The organism is Piscinibacter sp. HJYY11, from assembly GCF_016735515.1.
Lineage (GTDB): Bacteria > Pseudomonadota > Gammaproteobacteria > Burkholderiales > Burkholderiaceae_C > Rhizobacter.
Window position 1 is genome coordinate 4975131 of record NZ_JAERQZ010000001.1, and the last position, 18218, is coordinate 4993348.

At 69.1% G+C, this 18218-nt stretch carries 17 protein-coding genes; 3 read left to right on the forward strand and 14 right to left on the reverse strand.

The annotated features are described in order from the left end of the window. Positions 1-4: 4 nt before the first annotated feature. Genes JI745_RS23280 through JI745_RS23290 form a run of 3 tightly spaced genes read right to left on the reverse strand, consistent with a single transcriptional unit; the run spans position 5 to position 2634 of the window. The gene (locus JI745_RS23280; protein ID WP_201812189.1) at positions 5-928 is read right to left on the reverse strand and encodes an NAD(P)-dependent oxidoreductase; all 924 of its coding nucleotides are present in this window, start codon (positions 926-928) and stop codon (positions 5-7) included. Beyond that, complete coding sequence (locus JI745_RS23285) at positions 925-1623, reverse strand: RraA family protein (RefSeq protein ID WP_201812190.1); 699 nt, start codon at positions 1621-1623, stop codon at positions 925-927. Before JI745_RS23285 ends, JI745_RS23280 begins: the two co-directional genes overlap by 4 nt. A gap of 42 nt (positions 1624-1665) precedes the next feature. Next, the gene (locus JI745_RS23290; RefSeq protein ID WP_201812191.1) at positions 1666-2634 is read right to left on the reverse strand and encodes a tripartite tricarboxylate transporter substrate binding protein; all 969 of its coding nucleotides are present in this window, start codon (positions 2632-2634) and stop codon (positions 1666-1668) included. Between the two features lie 134 nt (positions 2635-2768). On the opposite strand from JI745_RS23290, the gene JI745_RS23295 reads away from it, so the two are divergent. Continuing rightward, positions 2769-3659, forward strand: a complete 891-nt coding sequence (locus JI745_RS23295) for a LysR substrate-binding domain-containing protein (RefSeq protein ID WP_201812192.1) — start codon at positions 2769-2771, stop codon at positions 3657-3659. A 28-nt stretch (positions 3660-3687) separates the two neighbouring features. Here the strand turns inward: JI745_RS23295 and JI745_RS23300 are convergent, their stop codons facing one another. From JI745_RS23300 to JI745_RS23350, 11 genes are all read right to left on the reverse strand, one after another. Beyond that, positions 3688-4626: a Bug family tripartite tricarboxylate transporter substrate binding protein gene (locus tag JI745_RS23300; RefSeq protein ID WP_404932854.1), complete on the reverse strand. Its 939-nt coding sequence runs from the start codon at positions 4624-4626 to the stop codon at positions 3688-3690. Between the two features lie 51 nt (positions 4627-4677). Further along, on the reverse strand, positions 4678-5469 hold the full coding sequence (locus JI745_RS23305; RefSeq protein WP_201812194.1) for an amidohydrolase: 792 nt from the start codon (positions 5467-5469) through the stop codon (positions 4678-4680). A 61-nt stretch (positions 5470-5530) separates the two neighbouring features. Further along, positions 5531-6601: a porin gene (locus tag JI745_RS23310; protein ID WP_310738740.1), complete on the reverse strand. Its 1071-nt coding sequence runs from the start codon at positions 6599-6601 to the stop codon at positions 5531-5533. Positions 6602-6719: 118 nt separating this feature from the next. Beyond that, positions 6720-8264 (reverse strand): amidohydrolase family protein, encoded by a 1545-nt coding sequence (locus tag JI745_RS23315; protein ID WP_201812195.1) that lies wholly within the window; start codon positions 8262-8264, stop codon positions 6720-6722. 78 nt (positions 8265-8342) lie between these two features. Continuing rightward, a complete protein-coding gene (locus JI745_RS23320; RefSeq protein ID WP_201812196.1) occupies positions 8343-9152 on the reverse strand; it encodes an ABC transporter ATP-binding protein in 810 nt (269 codons plus the stop codon). Position 9153: 1 nt separating this feature from the next. Continuing rightward, a complete protein-coding gene (locus JI745_RS23325) occupies positions 9154-10068 on the reverse strand; it encodes an ABC transporter permease (protein ID WP_201812197.1) in 915 nt (304 codons plus the stop codon). 27 nt (positions 10069-10095) lie between these two features. Continuing rightward, positions 10096-11160, reverse strand: a complete 1065-nt coding sequence (locus JI745_RS23330) for an ABC transporter substrate-binding protein (protein ID WP_201812198.1) — start codon at positions 11158-11160, stop codon at positions 10096-10098. Positions 11161-11365: 205 nt separating this feature from the next. Beyond that, complete coding sequence (locus JI745_RS23335; RefSeq protein WP_201812199.1) at positions 11366-12754, reverse strand: amidase; 1389 nt, start codon at positions 12752-12754, stop codon at positions 11366-11368. After that, positions 12751-13497, reverse strand: a complete 747-nt coding sequence (locus tag JI745_RS23340; RefSeq protein ID WP_201812200.1) for an aspartate/glutamate racemase family protein — start codon at positions 13495-13497, stop codon at positions 12751-12753. The genes JI745_RS23335 and JI745_RS23340 overlap by 4 nt, the downstream gene beginning before the upstream one ends. Then, positions 13494-15017, reverse strand: coding sequence for an amidohydrolase family protein (locus JI745_RS23345; RefSeq protein ID WP_201812201.1), 1524 nt, complete (start codon positions 15015-15017; stop codon positions 13494-13496). Before JI745_RS23345 ends, JI745_RS23340 begins: the two co-directional genes overlap by 4 nt. 190 nt (positions 15018-15207) lie before the next feature. Beyond that, positions 15208-15945 (reverse strand): GntR family transcriptional regulator, encoded by a 738-nt coding sequence (locus tag JI745_RS23350; RefSeq protein ID WP_201812202.1) that lies wholly within the window; start codon positions 15943-15945, stop codon positions 15208-15210. A gap of 70 nt (positions 15946-16015) precedes the next feature. On the opposite strand from JI745_RS23350, the gene JI745_RS23355 reads away from it, so the two are divergent. Together JI745_RS23355 and hydA are read left to right on the forward strand one after the other, a co-directional pair. Beyond that, complete coding sequence (locus tag JI745_RS23355; protein ID WP_201812203.1) at positions 16016-16744, forward strand: aspartate/glutamate racemase family protein; 729 nt, start codon at positions 16016-16018, stop codon at positions 16742-16744. Continuing rightward, positions 16741-18207, forward strand: coding sequence for a dihydropyrimidinase (gene hydA, locus JI745_RS23360; protein ID WP_201812204.1), 1467 nt, complete (start codon positions 16741-16743; stop codon positions 18205-18207). The genes JI745_RS23355 and hydA overlap by 4 nt, the downstream gene beginning before the upstream one ends. Positions 18208-18218 lie beyond the last annotated feature (11 nt).

Here is an 18218-nt window from a genome sequence, read left to right on the forward strand (position 1 = left end):
GCGATCAGCCGTTGAGCACGGCGAGCGCGTTGCGGGCGGCGGCCACGCCCATCTTCACGTAGGCGTCGGAGGTGACGCCGCCGACGTGCGGGCTGAGCGTGATGCGCGCCTCGCCGTGGAACGGATGGCCGGCGGTCATGGGCTCGACCGCAAAGCTGTCGAGGCCGGCGCTCGCGACATGGCCGCTGCGGATGGCGGCCAAGAGCGCCGCTTCATCGATGAGGCCACCGCGTGCGGTGTTGACGATGATGACGCCCTTCTTGCACGCCGCGAGCGTTTGCGCGTTGAGCAGCCTCGCGTTGTCGGCGGTCAGCGGGCAGTGCAGCGAGATCGCATCCGACTCGCGCCAGATCGTCGACAGGTCGGCACGTTCGACGTACGCGGGCACCTCCTTGGCATAGGGGTCGTGGCCCAGCACGCGCATGCCCATCGCATCGGCCATGCGCGCGAAGCGCAGACCGATCGCGCCGAGCCCGACGAGGCCGACGGTGCGGCCCTCGAGCTCGACGCTCTTGTGGGTCGACTTGTCCCAGTGGCCGGCGTGCATGCGCTCGTTCAGCGCCACGACCGACTTGGCGCAAGCCAGCAGCAAGGCCAGCGCGTGTTCCGCCACGGCGGCCGCGTTGGCGCCGGCCGCGGCCACCACCTGGATGCCGCGTGCTGCGGCGGCGGCCTTGTCGATGGTGTCGGTGCCGCTGCCGTGCTTGGAGATGACCTTCAGGCTCGGGGCGGCGTCCATCGCGGCGGCGCCGACCTTGCCGTAGCGCACGATGATGGCCACCGGGTCGTGCTGGCGGCACAGCGACACGATGTCGTCTTCGGTCGGCGTCTTGCCGGCGTAGACCAGCGTGTAGTCCTTGAGCAGGGCCAGGGCCTGTTCGGCCAGGTCGTTGCCGGTGACGAGGAAGGTGGGCTTGGTGGTGCTCACAGCGATTCGCCTTCCTTCAGCACGCCGGCCGTCCGCAGGGCGCCGTCCAGCCAGGCGGGGCGCAGGGCCTTGCGGCTCTTGATGTCGGCGATGCGCTTCGTCTCGGCGGCCACCTTCTCGGCGGCCAGCGGCAGCATCGCAGCGGCCTTGTGGCGCTCGATGACGGTGATGCCGTCGGCATCGCCGACCACCAGGTCACCCGGGTTCACCGTCACGCCGCCGATCGAGACCGGGTGGTTGACACGCCCGGCCACCGACTTGGTCGGGCCGTTGGGGTTGAGGCCGGCGGCATACATCGGGAAGCCCAGTTCGCGGATGGCCTCGCTGTCGCGCACCGCGCCGTCGATGACGACGCCTGCGATGCCCAGCGCGGCCGCCTGCTGGCACATGATCTCGCCCATCAGGGCGCTGCTCAGGTCGCCCTTGCCGTCGACGACGATCACGTCGCCCGGCTTGGCGAGCGCGAGCGCCGCATGGATCATCAGGTTGTCGCCCGGGCGCACCTCGACCGTCACCGCAGGCCCCGCGAGCCGCATGCTCGGCGCGAGCGGCGAGATGCGGCCGTGCAGCGCGCCGCGGCGGCCGGCCACGTCGGCAAAGATCGACGAGGGGAACTTCGCGGCCTGCTCCACGACACCGGCGTCGACGCGCTCGATGTCCTTGATCACGTCCGGCAATGCAGCGGCTTGACTCATGAGAATCTCCTTGGGAAACGGGGGAAAGAAGGGGAACGTGCGTCAGTCGATCCGTGCGCCGGAATCCTTGACGACCTTGCCCCAGCGCGGGATCTCGGTCTTGATCAGCGCGGCGAACTCATCCGGCGTGCCACCGGCCGCGTCGGCGCCTTCGTCGCCGAGTCGCTTGCGAAGCTCGGCGGCCTTGAGCGCCTTGTTGAACTCGGCATTCACCTTGGCCACCACATCCTTGGGCGTGCCAGCGGGCGCGAGCAGGCCGAACCACGTGACGGCGTCGAAGCCCTTGTAGCCCGACTCGTTGATGGTGGGCACGTCCGGCAGGTCGTCCACACGCGCGGCGGAGGTGACCGCCAGCGCGCGCAGCTTGCCCTGCTTGATCTGCCCGAGCAGCGTCGGCACCGACGACATGTACAGCTCGACCGTGCCGCCCACCACGTCGGTCAGCGCCTGCGCGGCGCCCTTGTACGGCACGTGCTGCGTCTTGATGCCGGCGGCCTTCTGGAAGAGCTCGGAGGTCAGGTGCGCCACCGTGCCGTTGCCGGGCGACGCGAAATTCAGCTGGCCCGGCTTGGCCTTGGCCGCGGCGGTCACGTCGGCCAGCGTCTTGTACTTGGAGCCGATGCCCGTGACGAGCACGAGCGGCGCCTGCGCGATCAGCACGACCGGCACCAGGTCCTTCTGCGGGTCGTACGGCAACTTGGCGTACAGCGAGGGGTTGATCGCCAGGTTGCTGGTCTGCCCGAGCACCAGCGTATAGCCATCGGCCGGCGACTTGGCGACGCTGTCGACGCCCAGGTTGCCGCCGGCGCCGGGCTTGTTGTCGATCACGAAGGTCCAGCCGGTGGCCTTGGACACACGCTCGCTGGTCTCGCGCGCAATGATGTCGGTGCCGCCGCCCGGAGGGAAGGGCACCACGATGCGGATGGGCTTGGAGGGCCAGGCCTGCGCCAGGGCGCTGCCGGAGATGAGCGTGGCGGCGAAGGCCAGCACGAGGCGTCGTGATGCTTGCATTGAATGTCTCCTGGTGTGTGTCGAGCCGGACCACCTCCTGTCGGGGCGGGGTGATCATCTGCCTGCAGTATTGGCGCCGCGAGATGTACAGTCCAATCGATTCTTTCTTCTGATTCATTCATGGAGCTTTTGCAATGGATCTGCGAGACCTGCGCTACTTCGAGACGATTGCCGAGTTGCAGCACCTGGGTCGAGCGTCCACCCGGCTCCACCGGTCCCAGCCGGCCCTGACCAGCAGCATCCGCCGTCTGGAGACCGCCTGCGGCGCCGCGCTCTTCGAGAAGGCCGGCCGCGGCATCAAGCTCACCGAGGCGGGCCACGTGCTGCTCAAGTGGGCGCAGCGCATGCGCTTCGATGTGGAAGACGCCAAGCGCGAGTTGTCGTCGATCGGCGCCGGCCTGACCGGGCATGTGCGCCTGGGCGTGGTGCCGACGGCGGCTCAGTTCCTGCTGCCCGCGGTCGCGCGCCAGTTGCTGAAGGAAGCGCCCGACGTGACGCTGCACACGGTGGTCGGGCTGATCGCCATGCTCAAGCCGCAGCTCCACGCCGGCGAGCTCGACCTGATGGTGGCGACCGAAAGCGCGCCCGATGCGGGCTACGTGTCGCAGGTGCTGTTGGAGGACATGATCGTCGTGGCCGCGAGCGAGCGCCACGAGGTGTTCCGCAAGGCCAAGAGCCTCAAGGACCTGGTGGCGTATCGATGGGCCCTACAGCCGCCGGGGTTGCCCACGCGGGACTGGCTGGACCACACCTTCGACCGCAAGGGCCTGCCGCGGCCCCACGTGCAGGTGGAGACGACCAGCCTCATCAGCCTGCCCGCGCTGATCGTGCAGACGGGGCTGCTGAGCTTCATCTCGCGGCACCACCTGCAAGGGCCGAGCCGCATCCCCGGGCTGAAGGAAGTGCCGATCACCGGCGCCACGATGCGGCGCCGGCTCGTCGTGACCTACCGGGCCAACAGCTTCCTGTCGCCGGCGGCGAAGCGGCTGGTCGAACTGTTCCTGCGCTCCGCCTCTGCGGACTGAGCGGCAGGCGAGCGAAGCGGCGTGGGCTTCAGTCGAGCTTGATGCCGGCGTCGCGGATCACGGCGGCCCAGCGCTGCGAGTCGGCGGCCTGCCGCTGCGCCAGCTGCGCCGGCGTGCCGTCGACGACCGTGACGCCGAGCTTCTCGAAGCTGGCCGCGACGCTGCGGTCCTGGAGGATGCGGCTCACCTCCTGGTGCAGCCGCTGCACGATGGCGGCGGGTGTCTTCGCCGGCACATAGATCGCCTGCCACTGCTCGACGACGAAATCCTTGAAGCCGGCTTCCGTCATGGTCGGCACGCTGGGCAAGGCTGGCATCCGGCTCGCCGACGTGACGGCCAGGGCGCGCAGCTTTCCGGACTGCACGTGCGGAAGCGCGGCGGCGATGGGGGCGAACATGAAGGTCACCTGGCCACCGATCACGTCCTGCAGCGCCGGCACGTCGCCCTTGTACGGCACGTGGGTCATCGTGGTCTGCGACTGCAACCGGAGGAGCTCGCCCTGCATCTGCAGGATGGTGCCGTTGCCGCCCGAGGCGAAGGCCACGCTGCCCGGTTTCTCCTTCGCAGCGGCGATGAGCTGCGCCACCGAGGTGTACGGCGTGGTGGCGGCGTTGACCACCAGCAGGTGCGGCACCGTGCCCACCAGCGACACTGGCTCATAGGCCTTGGCCGGGTCGTAGGGCAGCTTCATCAGATGCGGGACGATCGCCTGCGGGCCGATCGAGGTGCCGAGCACGGTCTGGCCATCCGGTGCCGCGCGTGCCACGAAGGCGCCGCCGATCGTGCCGGTGGCGCCGGCCCGGTTGTCGACGATCACCGTCGTCTTGAGGGCTTCGCCGAGGCGCTGGGCGATGGTGCGCCCGAGGATGTCGGTGGTGCCGCCCGGCGGATAGGGCACGACGTAGTTGAGGGTGCGTCCGGGCCAGGGCTCTTGCGCGATGGAGATCGCGGGTGCACAGATAGCCATGACGAAGACGGCGGCGAAGCGCAGGGGCAGGCGAGGGTTCATGGGAGGCGGTCAGAAGTTGTAGAGATCGGTGGGGTTGTCGACCAGCGCACGCCGCCACGTCACGTCGTCGGCGGTCCACCGGCGAAGCAGGGCCAGCAGCTCGGCTTCGTCGGGTGCGGCGTGCAGGCCGGCGTGCACGGTCGGGTGAGGCCAGTTGCTGCCCCACACCATGCGGTGCGGGGCGACATGCAGGTAGGCCCTGGCCATGGCTTGTGCATCGGCTGACCACTGCGCAGGGGTGGTGCCGTCCTGCAGGTAGGCGCCAGACAGCTTGACCCAGGCGCGCCCGGTGTCCAGCAAGGCCAGGATGGCGTGATGCCCGGGGTGCTCACGCCCCGGATGGGGCAGCCGGCCCAGGTGATCGAACACCAGGGGCACGGGCAGCCGCTGCAACCGTGTGGCGACCTGCGGCCAGAGCGCCGCGGGCAGCAGCAGCTCGACATGCCACCCGAGGGGCGCGATGCGTTCCGCAAGCGGTTCCAGGTCATCGAGCGAGAGGCCGCCCAGGGTCTGGTTGAAGCGCACGCCGCGCACGCCCTCGGCATGCAGGCTCGCGAGCGTGGCCTCGTCGACATCGGCGCTCAGGACCGCGATGCCGCGGGCCTGCACACCCGAGGCGTTCAACGCCCGGATCGCCTCGACGGTGCAGCGGTTGTCCTGTCCGTAGGTCGAGGGCGTGACCACGACGCAGCGTTGCAGGCCGAGCCGCGACTGGAGGGCCGCATAGGCCGGCACCAGCGCATCCGGCGGCACCAGCCGGGCACCGGGCGCCGCGGGGAACCGTGCGTCGTAGATGTGCATGTGACAGTCACATGCACCCGGCGGCAAGGCCGCAGGGGCACCGGCGTGCATGTGGTGCCGGTCAGAAGTTGTGCCGCAGGCCTGCTTCCCAGCCGGTGGATCGCCCCCCGGCGGGCAGCGTCGTGCCGCCGGGAATGACGAAGGTGGCGGTCCCTTCGTTCTCGATGCGCGCGGCCTGGGCGTAGAGGCCGGTTCGCTTCGACAGGTTGTAGACGACGCCGAGGCCGATCTGGCGGGCGTCGTTGTTGTCGATCGACGTGGCGCCGACACGGCCCTGCAGGTTGGCCTGCAGGTAGGAGAGCTTCAGGTCCGTGGCGCCGATGCTGCCCAGGGCCCCGAGCATCAGGTTGGTCTGCTTGGCCTGCGACTGCTCGTAGCGACGCAAGGCCGCCGTGAGGCGCACGGGCCCAATGGCGCCATTGGCGCCGATCACGCCGTCCTTGAACTTGCCGCTGGCGGTGAGGTCGTTTTCGGTGGTGGCATAGGCCGCGCTCACGCCGAACACCTTGGTTTGCCACGCAAGACGGCCACCGATCAGCTTGTGCTGGCCGTTCGCGGCCGTGCCCCCCTCACCGGCGGCAAGCATCAGGGCGCCTTCCACGCCACCCAGCCCTGCGGGCAGGATGTACTGCACCGAATTGCTGGAACGCACCGTCGTGTTGGGGTTGGTGCCGAAGGCGTTGCGGACCGGCCCCTGCTGCGCAGCGGAGGAGAAGTTGTTCGACCCCGCCACGCCCACGTGCGAGAACACGTCGTGACGCGACCAGGTGGTGTAGGTCGGCGTGTAGTCGCGCCCGAGGCGCACTTCGCCAGCGGGCTTGCTCGCGAGCGACAGCGTGGCGCGCCGGTCCCAGAACTGCGTGCCGCCACTGCTCGTGCCGGCATCGATGTTGATGCCCGATTCGATCCAGAAGCCGGCGGAGAGCCCGTTGCCGAGTTCCTCGTTGCCGCGGAAGTAGAGCCGGCTCGTGCTGTTGGCGCCACTGACGAGCGACTTGACCGAGCCGCCGCCTGAATTGGCGACGCTCCGCGCGGCCGCATCCATGACACCACCGAGGGTCACGCTGGACTGGGCCAGCGCGCCACCGGAACAGACGGCCGCTGCAGCCGCCACGATGATTGTTTGTTTCACTGTTGTCTCCACAGGGGTGCGGCCGAAGTATTGAGACCTGTGGAGGCGCCGTCCAATCGAAAGTTTTTTCGGATCGATCCATCCGGCTTTTGGAATGCCGCGCCGGAAGGGAGATCCCTCAGGTGCGCGACGACGGCCCGTAGAACGGCTGCCGCGGCGGCTCGCCGTCGAGGTAGTGGGCGTAGAACTGCTTCACATGCGGGAACACCGCCTTCGACAGTTCACGCCGTTTCACCTCGTCGGGCGAGCGTGGGCGTGACAGCGCTTCGGCGATCTGGGCGAGCACCTGGTCGCGGTCGATGTACTTGAAGCGGCCCTGGCTGTAGATGGGGTCGCCGCCGACGTACACCGTGTCGACATGGCGCTGGTGGGCGCGCTGGATCAGGGCATCGAGCGGGGGGATGTCGTCGTCCTGGAAGGGGTACATCGCCGCGTCGAAGTCGATGGCCACCGCGTCGAACTGCATGCCCGGGTCGAGCCGGCCGATCTGGCCGCGGAAGGCGGTGGTCTTCGCGCCGTGTTCGCTGGCCATGCGCAGCACCTGCGGGCAGCTCGGCACGTCGTCGTCGTTCATGCCCGGCACGCGGTGCGCCCGCAGCGCGAGCTTCATCTCCTGCAGCATGTCGCGGTCTTCGTTGATGCCGGCTTCGTCGAGGCCCATGCCGATCGTCACGCCGCGCTTCTCGAAGTCGTTCACCGGCGCCACGCCGCTGCGCAGGCGGAAGTTGCTGCTGCAGTTGTGGCAAACGCAGGTCTTGCTGTGCGCGACGAGCTCCACGTCTTCCTCGGTCAGCCACACCGCATGGCCGAGCGTCATCCACGGCCCGAGCGCGCCGAGCTTGTGCAGGTGCTTGACGGCGGTGGTGCCGGTGCGGCGGCGGGCGTATTCCTTCTGGTAGACGGTCTCGAGCAGGTGCATGTGCATCGGCACGTCGTCGGCCTTGGCCTGCTCCACCAGCGTCATCAGGCCATCGTCGGTGATCCAGTGCAGGTTGGCGGGCGCGAGCTGGATGCGGGTGAGCGTCTGCCCCACGTTCTCGTCGCGCAGCATCTTGTAGAGCTTCATGTGGTCGCTGAAGCTCAGGGTGGCCTGCTTCAGGTGCTCGGCGAGCGGCACGCCCACCTCGCTCGGCAGGCTGGCGCAGAACTTCGCATCGTCTTCGTAGACGAGGCGGTTCTGCTCGCGCACGGCGTAGCAGTACGACGCGCGCATGCCGATGGCCTGGTAGGCCTTGAGCACTGCGCTCGATGCGCCGTGCACCTGCTCGAAGCTGCCGCGCATCCAGCCGTGGATGTGCTGCACGGTGGTGATGCCCGAGGCGATCATCTCGAAGGCGGAGTAGAGCGTGTCGAGGTAGATGTCGACATCGCGCGCCGACATGCGGCTGGCGAACCAGAGCTCCAGCGCGTAGTCGGGCGAGCCGAGCTGCAGCGGCGTGAGCCCCACGTGGTGGTGGCTGTTGACGAAACCCGGCAGCAGCATGTGCCGCGGGTACTGCGTGACGGGCGCATCGGGGAAGCGCTGGCGCATCTCGTCGAACGGGGCGACCGCGACCACCTTGCCGTGCTCGTGGACGAGGGCGCCGTCGCTGACGATGTTCGGGGTGTGGCGGTCTTGCACGCCGGTGACGATCCACTTGGCGCGAACCAGGGCTGCTGTCATGTGGTTTCTCCTTGAATGGGTTGAGCTTGGCCACGCCGCGGTGCGGGCACCGAGCGGCGGGCGGTCTTCATGTCGAGCTCAGACCGCGGCTTCCTGCTCGAGGAAGGCGCGGTCCACTTCGTCGGCGAGCAGGTCGGCCAGGCGCTGCTGCAGCGCGATCACCTGCGGGTCGCGCATCGAGCGCGGCCGTGGCAGGTCGACCGGCACGATCTCCTTGATGCGGCCGGGCCTCGCGGTGAACACCACGATGCGGTCGGCCAGCGCCAGCGCCTCCTCGATGGAGTGGGTGACCAGCAGCACGCTCGCGCCGCTGGCCCGCCAGACTTCGAGCAGGTGGCCCTGCATCTTGGCGCGCGTCTGGATGTCGAGCGCCGCAAATGGCTCGTCCATCATCAGCACCTTGGGCCGCATGGCGAGGGCGCGGGCGAGCGCCGCACGTTGCCGCATGCCGCCCGAGAGCTCGTCGGGCCGCTTGTCGGCGGCGTCGGCCAGGCCCACCTTGAGCAGCAGCTCCTGCGCGATGCGCCGGCGCTTCTCGGGGAACACGCCCTGCAGCTTGAGGCCGAAGGTCACGTTGTCGGCGATCGTGAGCCACGGGTAGAGCGAGGCTTCCTGGAAGATCATGCCGCGGTCGGTACCCGGGCCGGTGATGGGCAGGCTGTCGCACTCGAGCTCGCCGTCGGTGGCCGATTCGAGCCCGGCCACCATGTAGAGCAGGCTGCTCTTGCCGCAGCCCGAGGGGCCCAGCAGCACGACGAATTCGCCCGGCGCCACGTCGAACGACAGGCCGTCGATCGCGGTGAGTGCTTTCGGCGTGTCGGGGTTCCAGACCTTGCGCACGTTGCGCAGGCTGATGAGGGGGCGCTTGTGGGTCATGGGGGTGGTCATGTCATTTGCCTCCCACTGCTGAAGGGCCGACCCACCACAACACCCGCTGCTGCACCCACAGGAGGCCGCGGTCGAACGCGAAGCCCAAGAGGCCGATCAGCGTCATGGTGAAGAACACCAGGCTCGCGTTGAAGGTGTTGCGCGCCATCATCACGATCTGGCCGAGGCCCGAGCCCACGCCCACCGCTTCGGCGATCAGCACCACCATCCAGGCGGCAAACAGGTTCAGCCGCAGCGTCATGAAGAGTGACGGCAGGATGGTCGGCAGGATGACGTGTCGGAAGAGCTGGTGCTTGTTGGCTCCCATGATGCGGGCCACGTGCACATAGGCCGCCGGCACCGAGTCGATCTGCGAGAGCGTCGACAGCACGATGATGAAGAACACCGAGATGAAGACGAGGAAGATCGCCGGCACGTTGCCGATGCCGAAGATGAAGATCGCCACAGGCAGCCAGGCCACCGGCGAGATCGGCGTGAGCAGCGTGATCGTGGGCAGCGTGAGCTTGCCGAAGATGGGGAAATAGCGGATCGCCACCCCCACGCCCACGGCGCCCACGAAGCCGATCGCGAGACCGAGCACCACGCGCATCGAGGTCCAGGCCATCACGATCAGCACCGACAACAGGCCGCCGCCGTCTTCTTCCAGGCTGCGCGCGCCGGCCGGGTCGAAGAACTTGAACTGCTCGGGCAGGTCGGCCAGGAACATGTGCGGTGGCGGCAGCATCAGCGGGTCGGCCAGGCCTTGCCACCAGCAGAACTCCCAGATGGCGACGAAGGTGCCCACCGAGGCCAGCCACCACAGCACGCGCCGCAGGACGGCGAGTGCCTTCTGGCGGGTGGCCGAGGCGGGGCTCGGGGGGCGGGGGGCCGGCCGGTCCCCGGTGGAGTCGAGGCCGGTCATGGGCAGCGCAGACATGAAGCGTTCCTTTGCATGCGCCGCCGGTCAGGCCGTGGTCTTGAGCTTGAGGCCGGCGTACAGGCTCTGGTTCTCGGCGATGACCTGGTCGAGCAGCGTCCAGTCGATGGCGGCGCGCGGCGCGAGCTTCTTCACGTAGCCCAGTTCCTTCATCGACTGTGCGCGGTCGAGGATGAACTGCGTGTTCTTGCGCTGGTCGATCATGATGGGCTGCTTGCTCGCGGCGAGCTTGGCGGCTTCCATCGAGGTCTTGTAGAAGGAGCCCACCGTGTCTCTCAGCGCGGCTTCGGGGTCGGCCTCGGCCTGGCTCTGCGCGACCATCATGGCCTTGATGACGGCCTTCACCGCCTTCGGGTTCTTCTCGATCAGCGGCGTGCGCACGGCAAGCACGCAGTCGGAGTAGTGCTTGCCGTAGATGTCGCTGCCGTCGCTGAGGATGGTCGAGCCCTTGCGCGCGGTGAGGCACTGCGTGGCGTAGGGCTCGATGTGGCAGATGGCGTCGACCGCGCCGGCGTTGTAGGCCTGCGCCATCTCGGGCGAGGTGTTGAAGTAGCGAACCTTCACGTCCTTGAACGAGAGGCCGGCCTTCTTGAGGTAGTCGTAGGGCAGCACTTCGAGCGTGTCGGCCTGGAAGGTGCCAAGCGACTTGCCCTTCAGGTCGGCCGCGCTCTTGATGCCTTCGCGTGCGACGAGGATGCAACCGTCGACGCCCGCGCCGGCCACGATCTTCACCGGTGCACCGGCGTCGTACAGCGTGAGGAAGTTCGAATACGGGATCACCGACATGTCGACCTGGCCCGCGCCGAAGAGCGTGGCGATGTCGGCATTGGTGGGCGTGATCACGAAGTCGAGCGTGACGCCGTCGGCCTTGGAGAGCTCGCGCTTCTTGGCGAGGAAGAAGGCCAGGTTGCACAGGCCCGAGCCGTGGGTGGCCTTGATGACGGTCTGCGCCTGTGCGCTGGCGAGTCCCGGCATCAGGGTGCTGGCCAGGCCGGCCGGCAACGCGATGCTCGCGCCGGCGATGCTGCTGCTCTTGAGGAAGCTGCGACGGGAGGTGAGGGAAGAAGAGGGGCTGCTGACACGCTCAAACATGGTGATCTCCGTTGAAAAGCACCTGTGTGCCAGGTGCACGTTGCTGATGACAATCAACGGTGGGTCACGGTCGCCGGGGCTGCCGGCGTCGTGGTTCCACACGTTTCGCTCGGCACGCCAACCAGAGGGCCCTTGCAGCCCTGCGCTGGTCGTTGACGTGCAATTTGCATACCAAACTTCGCTCCCCAAAGCTGTGCGGCGCAGGTCACCGCAGGCGCTCCACGAGGGCGGCCATCTGCAGCACGCGCGCGTCTTCGAAGCGCGGCCCGACGACCTGAAGGCCGACCGGCAGGCCGCGCACGAGACCGGCGGGCACCGAGCTCGCGGGCACGCCGCAGTAGTTGAAGAGCGGGGTGAAGGCGGCGTGGCCTCGCGGGCCGGCGGGTGCACGGCCGATGACCGGCGGGCCGATCTGGCCGAGCGGCCAGGCGGTCACCGGGGCGGTGGGGCAGAGCAGGAGGTCGTAGGCGTCAAAGAAGCGCGAGAGGCTGGCGACGATGCGTTCGCGCAGGCGCAGCACGCGGGCCACTTCGTCGGGCGTGATCGATGCACCGGCATCGATCTGCGCGGCGAGGTCGGGGTCGATGTCGTGGCGGCGCGTTGTCAGTGCATCGCCGTAGAGCGTGTGCAGGCCGGCGTGCTGCAAGGCGGCGAGCGGGTATTCGCGGATGCCGTCTGGCCACGGCGGATCAGCCTCGGCCACCGACCAGCCGGCTTCGCGCAAGGCGTGCACCCGGGCGGTGAGCGCGGCCAGCACGTCGGCGTCGATGGCATAGCCGACACCAAGCTGCGGGCTCCAGGCGATCCGCAGCTCGCGTGGCGGTTCGATGGCGGTGGCCGCATGCGCATGGAGCGCGACGCCCAACGACGGGGCGCTCGGGTCGCCGTTGTCGAAGCCCGAGAGGTGATCGAGCAGCCACGCGCAATCACCCGCGTTGCGCGCGGCGAGGCCGATCACCGACACGCCGTAGTTCGGCTCGGCGAAGCCCCAGGGGTGCGGGATCACGCCCTGCGAGGGCTTGTGCCCGACCAGGCCACAGTGCGCCGCGGGCCGGCGGATGGAGCCGCCGGCATCGGTGCCGAGGGCCAGCAGGCCGAGGCCCGCCGCGAGCGCCGACACCGCACCGCCCGACGAGCCGCCGGGCGTGAGCGTGTTGTCGATCGGGTGGCGGGTGGGGCCGTAGACGAGGTTCTCGGTCACGCCCTTGCAGGCGAACTCGGAGCAGTTGGTGATGCCGAGCACGACGGCGCCCAGCTCGCGCAAACGGCTGACCACCCACGCATCGCGTGGTGCGACGAAGTCGGCGAAGAGGCGCGAGCCCTGCGTGACGTTGCGGCCTTCGACCCAGAGGTTGTCCTTGATGGTGACCGGCACGCCGGCCATGGGCAGCGACTCGCCCGCTGCCAGTCGGCGGTCGACGAGGCGTGCTTCGGCCATCACCGCCTCGGCGTCGAACTGAACGATGGCATTGAGCGCGGGGTTGAGTTGCACCACACGCTCGATGAAATGGCGCGCCACCTCGACGGTGCTCAGCTCGCGCGCCGCCACGCGCTGGGCGCATTCGCGGGCGGTCCAGGTGTGCGGTGCATTCATGGCCGTTGTGCGAACAGGTTCGCCAGTTCGGGCGACACACCGCGTACCTCGCGCCCACCGGTGCCCGACACGCTGCCGCTGCGGGCCTTCGGAAACTTGAGGCTCACGTGTGCTTCGGCGAGCGCCACCGCGCAGGCCACGCCATCGAGCAGGGGCACGTCGACTTCGGGCTGCAGGTCGGCGGCCATCGCGGCCATGGCGGCGCCTGCGAGCAGCACCGCCTCGGCGCCCTCGTGTTGCACCAGCTGCCGTGCCGCGGTGAGCACTGCATCGCGCACCGCCTGCGGCTCGCTGAAGGTCTGTTGCGGCGTGAGGTCCAGCGTGGCGATGCCGGCCAGGCGTGAGGCGAGCCCGTAGCCCTCGGCGATCTCGCGATAGAGCGGCCCCATGCGACGGCCATAGGTGATGAGGCCGATGCGGGTCGCCACGCTGCAGCCCGCGAGCAGGCCGGCCTCGGTCATGCCGGTCACCGGCACCTTCAGCAGCTCACGGCAGGCCCACAGGCCGGTGTCGAGCGAGACGGCCAGCACCACGGCGTCGCAGTCGTGCGCATGCTCGGCGGCGAGTTGCAGCACGCTGTGCTGCGCGAGGGCGTTCTCGGCGCGCGAGCCGATCACCACCGGGCCGAAGCGGCCTGTCACCGCCTTCAGCTCGGTGCCGGGCCGGGCGACGGCGCGTGCGGCCACCAGCACCGCATCGGTCACGGCCTGCGTGGTGTTCGGGTTGAGGAGCAGTAGCTTCATGCGGGGTTGAACGGTGCGAGCCGTGCTGCGAAGGTGTCGCCGGCCACCGGCAACGTGAGCGAGCGGCGGTAGATGGCCTCCATCGCCGCCAGCACCGGCGCGGTCGAGGCCTCGGCCTCGCGGTAACGATCGGCCAGGCCGTGGAACTCGTGCTCGATCTCGGCCAGCAGCGCTGCTTCGTCAATGCGCGTGAGGCGCTGTCCGCGCATCGCCACCTCGCCGTCGACCATCACGAAGTCGACCCCTGCGCCGCGCTCCGCATACGCGAGCTGGCGCAACGGATCGTTGAGCGGCGTGAAGCTCACGCTGTCGAGCCGGTAGCCGACCAGGTCGGCACGCGCGCCGACCCGCAGGCTGCCGAGCGAGTCCCCAAACCCAAGCGCACGCCCACCGGCCAGCGTGCCGGCGTGCCAGGCTTCGCGGGCGCTCAGCCAGCGCGAGGGCTCGTCGCCACGCAGCTTGGAGAGGCCAGCCGCGCTGCCCACCGTCTGCAGCATGTTGGTGGTGACGGTGGAGCAGGAGCCATCGGAGCCGAGGCTCACGTTGACGCCCGCGTCGAGCAGCTCGCGCACCGGCTGCACGCCCGAGCCCAGCAGCAGGTTGCTCCACGGGTTGTGCTGCGCGGTGGCGCCGCTCTCGGACAGCGCGGCGATCTCGCGCGGGTTGAGCCACACCGCGTGGATGAGGCTCGTCGCGGGCTTGAGGAAGCCGATGCGCTGCAGGTGCTCGACGAGCGTGCAGCCGTGGAAGAGCTGGCCGGTCACCACCTGCAGGCGGGTCTCCTGCACGTGGGTGATGACCGGCAGCGCCAGCTCGTCGGCCAACGCGCGCAGCCGTTTGAGGTAGTCGTCGGTGCAACGCTGAGGGGCCGAGGCCGAGACCAGCACCCCCACGCGCTGCTGATGCGGGTGACGCACGGCAGCCAGCTCGCGAACGAGTGCGACTTGCGCATCGGTGCTCGGCCGCGGTGTGGCGCGCAGCTCGGCCAGCAGCGCGGCCGGCACCAGCTCGTCGACGAAGGGGAAGTTGTCGACGATGGGCGTGTCCATCATCGCGAAGCCCACCAGCGCACGGATGCCGGCGTCGTCATACGCCTGCAGCGCGGCGTCGATCTGGTCGCGGGCGATGGCGGGGCCGAGCGCCAGGTCGTCGACCAGGGTGGTGCAACCGGTGCGCAGGCTTTCGATGGCGCCGATCATCGTGCGCAGGTACACCTGCCGCGGCGTCAGCTTCACCGGGATGCGCGTGCGCACCAGGTGCATCCACAGCTCCAGCGGCAGGTTCTCGGTGCGGCCGCGCTGGAAGTGCTCGTGCGAATGCTGGTGGCCGTTGACGAGGCCGGGCGCGAGCAGGCGCCGGGGCAGCTCGATCAGCTCGTCGGCGTGCTCGATGCGGCCGGCAGGCTCGATGGCCAGGATTCGCCCCTCCGCGACCAGCACGTCGCGCGGCTGGCGGTCAAAGCTCAGCTCATCGCCGACGAGCGCCAGCGCGCCACGCAGGAGGGTCCGGCGCGGTGTCATGAACAGGTGTCTCGGCCAAGCATGACCCCGCCAGACACAAGAAACGTGCCACCACTTCAGGCCCGTTATGTCGGCACGAAGAGTGCATATTGTCGACAATCTGAATTAATGATGCCGACAAACAGTGCGCAACGACCCAGTCCGGTGCAGACCGGTGCACCTTGATCCGACCTGGCCGGCCGCGCCCGGCTCAGCGTGGCATGAGCGCAGCGGCCAAGTCGACGGCCTCGTCGCGCGGCACGCGAAGGTCGAGCGAGGCCTCGATGTGGGCCAGGTGCTCCAGCATCAGCTCGGCGGCCCGGTCGGCGCGCCGGCGGGCGATGGCATTGAGCAGCAGCTCGTGCTCGTCTTCACGGCAGGCGGTGGCGTGCGGCGCGTCGTAGAGAAAGATCGCCAGGCAGGTGAGCGAGGCCAGCGCCCGCATGCTGCGCTCGAGCATGCGGTTGCCGGCGTATTCGGCCAGGCGGATGTGGAACTCGCCCGACAGGCGCACCATGGTCGGCCGGTCCTGCCGCGTGCGCGCCTGCTGCTCCTCGAGAACGAGGGCACGCAACCTCTCCACCGCGGCGTCGTCGCGCTGGGCGATGAAGCGGCGCACCAGCGCCGGCTCGATCAGGCGACGCGCCTCGAAGACCTCGCGCGTTTCTTCCGGCGTGGGCGAGGCGATGAACGCCCCCCGGTTCGGGATGGTCGTGACCACGCCCTCGTCGGCCAGGCGCGCCAACACGTCGCGCACCTGCGCGCGGCTGGTGTCGAAGAGTTCGGCCAGCCGGTCTTCCACGAGCTTGGTGCCCGGCGGCAGGCGGTGCTCGAGCACCGCCTGGAGGATGCGGTCGTAGATGGCGCCACGCACGACGGCGCCGCTCGGCAATGGCGGGGTCGTAGCAGGGGCGGCAACGCTCTTGCGAGCGGCTTTGTGTGCAGGCATGCTCGATTTTGTCGACGAAACCAGAGAGGCTGGCAATGAAAAATTGTAGGGACGTTCGCGGGTGCTTCGCATGAAGCGCGTTCTGCTGGGGATGCTGACCCCGTCTTCCAACACCGCGCTGGAGCCGATCACCTCGGCCATGCTGGCCGGTCTGCCCGAGGTGAGCGCGCATTTCGGGCGCTTCCGCGTCACCGAGATCTCGCTCAAGCCGCAAGCCTTGGGCCAGTTCGACATGGCGCCCATCCTCGAGGCGGCGCGCCTGCTGGCCGATGCGCGTGTCGATGTGATTGCGTGGAACGGCACCTCGTCGGGCTGGCTCGGCTTCGGCGCCGACGTGGCGCTGTGCCAGCACATCGAAGCAGAGGTGGGCATCCGCTGCTGCACCTCGGTGCTGGCGCTCAACGAGATCATGGAGAAGACGCAGCGCAAGCGCTTCGGCCTCGTCACGCCCTACCTGCACGACGTTCAGTCGGCGATCGTGGCCAACTACGCGAGGAGCGGTTTCGACTGCGTGGCCGAGCAGCACCTGAACCAGAGCGTGAACTTCAGCTTCTCGGAGGTGACGCCCGAGCAGCTCACCGGCATGGCGCGAGAAGTCGCGAAGGCGAAGCCGCAGTGCCTCACCACCTTCTGCACCAACCTGCGGGCCGCCCACCTGGCGCCGGCGCTCGAAGCCGAGCTCGGCATTCCGGTCTATGACACTGTGAGCACCGCCGTGTGGAAGTCGCTGCGCATGTGCGGCGTGGACACGCGACGCGTGAAGGGTTGGGGCAGCTTGTTCGAGGAGGAGATCGCATGAGCACCCCCTTCGACCTGATCGTGCGCAATGCGCAGGCGGCCACCGCGGCCGACCTGTTCCGCTGCGATATCGGCATCACCGGCGGCCGCATCACCGCGCTGGGCGAAAGCCTGCAGGCGGGACCCAACACCCGCGAGATCGATGCGGCCGGCCGCTTCGTCACCCCCGGCGGTGTCGACTCGCACTGCCACATCGACCAGCCGATGCTGCCGCCCGTGCGCATGGCCGACGACTTCGAGACCGGCACCCGCTCGGCGGCCTGTGGCGGCACCACCACCGTCATCCCCTTCGCGGCGCAACAGAAAGGGCAGGGCGTGCAGGCGGCCGTCGACGACTACCACCGCCGCGCCGAGGGCAAGGCGAGCATCGACTACGCCTTCCACCTGATCGTGAGCGACCCCACGCCGACGGTGATGAACGAAGAACTGCCCGCGCTCATCGACCGCGGCTACACCTCGTTCAAGCTCTACATGACCTACGAGGACATGAAGCTCGACGACCGGCAGATCCTCGAGCTGCTGGAGGTGGCGCGCCTGCACGGCGCGATGGTGATGGTCCACGCGGAGAACACCGACGCCATCACCTACCTCACCGAGCGCCTGCTCGCGGTGGGCAAGACGGCGCCGCGCTTCCACGGCCTGTCGCGGCCCTCGCCGGTGGAGCGCGAGGCCACGCACCGCGCCATCACGCTCGCCGAGCTGGTCGACGTGCCGATCCTGCTGGTGCACGTGTCGGGCGCCGAGGCGGTGGAGCAGATCCGCTGGGCGCGCGGCAAGGGGCTCAACGTGTTTGCCGAGACGTGCCCGCAGTACCTCTTCCTCACGCAGGACGACCTGGGCCTGCCGGGCTTCCACGGCGCACGTTGCGTGTGCAGCCCGCCGCCGCGCGACAAGGCCAACCAGCAGGTGATCTGGGACGGCCTGGCCGATGGCCTCTTCACCGTGCTCTCGTCGGACCACGCGCCCTTCAACTACGACAACGACGCCGGCGGCAAGCGCCTGGGCGGCAAGGAACCCGAGTTCCCCTACATCCCGAACGGCGTGCCGGGCATCGAGACGCGCATGGGCCTGCTGTTCTCGGAAGGCGTGCTCACCGGGCGCCTGACGCTCCAGCAGTTTGTGGCGCTCACCGCCACCAACGCGGCGCGCCTGTATGGCCTGTACCCGCGCAAGGGCACCATCGCGGTCGGCAGCGACGCCGACCTCGTGATCTGGGACACCGGAACGCCCTACACCATCCGCAACGAGGCGCTGCACCACGCCGCCGACTACACGCCGTACGAAGGACGCGAATTGCAGGCGTGGCCTGCGATGACGCTGCTGCGGGGCGAGGTGGTCTGGGACGGCCAGCGGTTCCTCGGCCGCGCGGGTGCAGGCCAGTTCCTGCACTGCGAGCGGCCGGAGGCGGCTCGCCCACGACCGCGCGAACAGAGCTGGCGGCGCTGGGTGGAACTGGAGCCCTGATCGAGACGCGC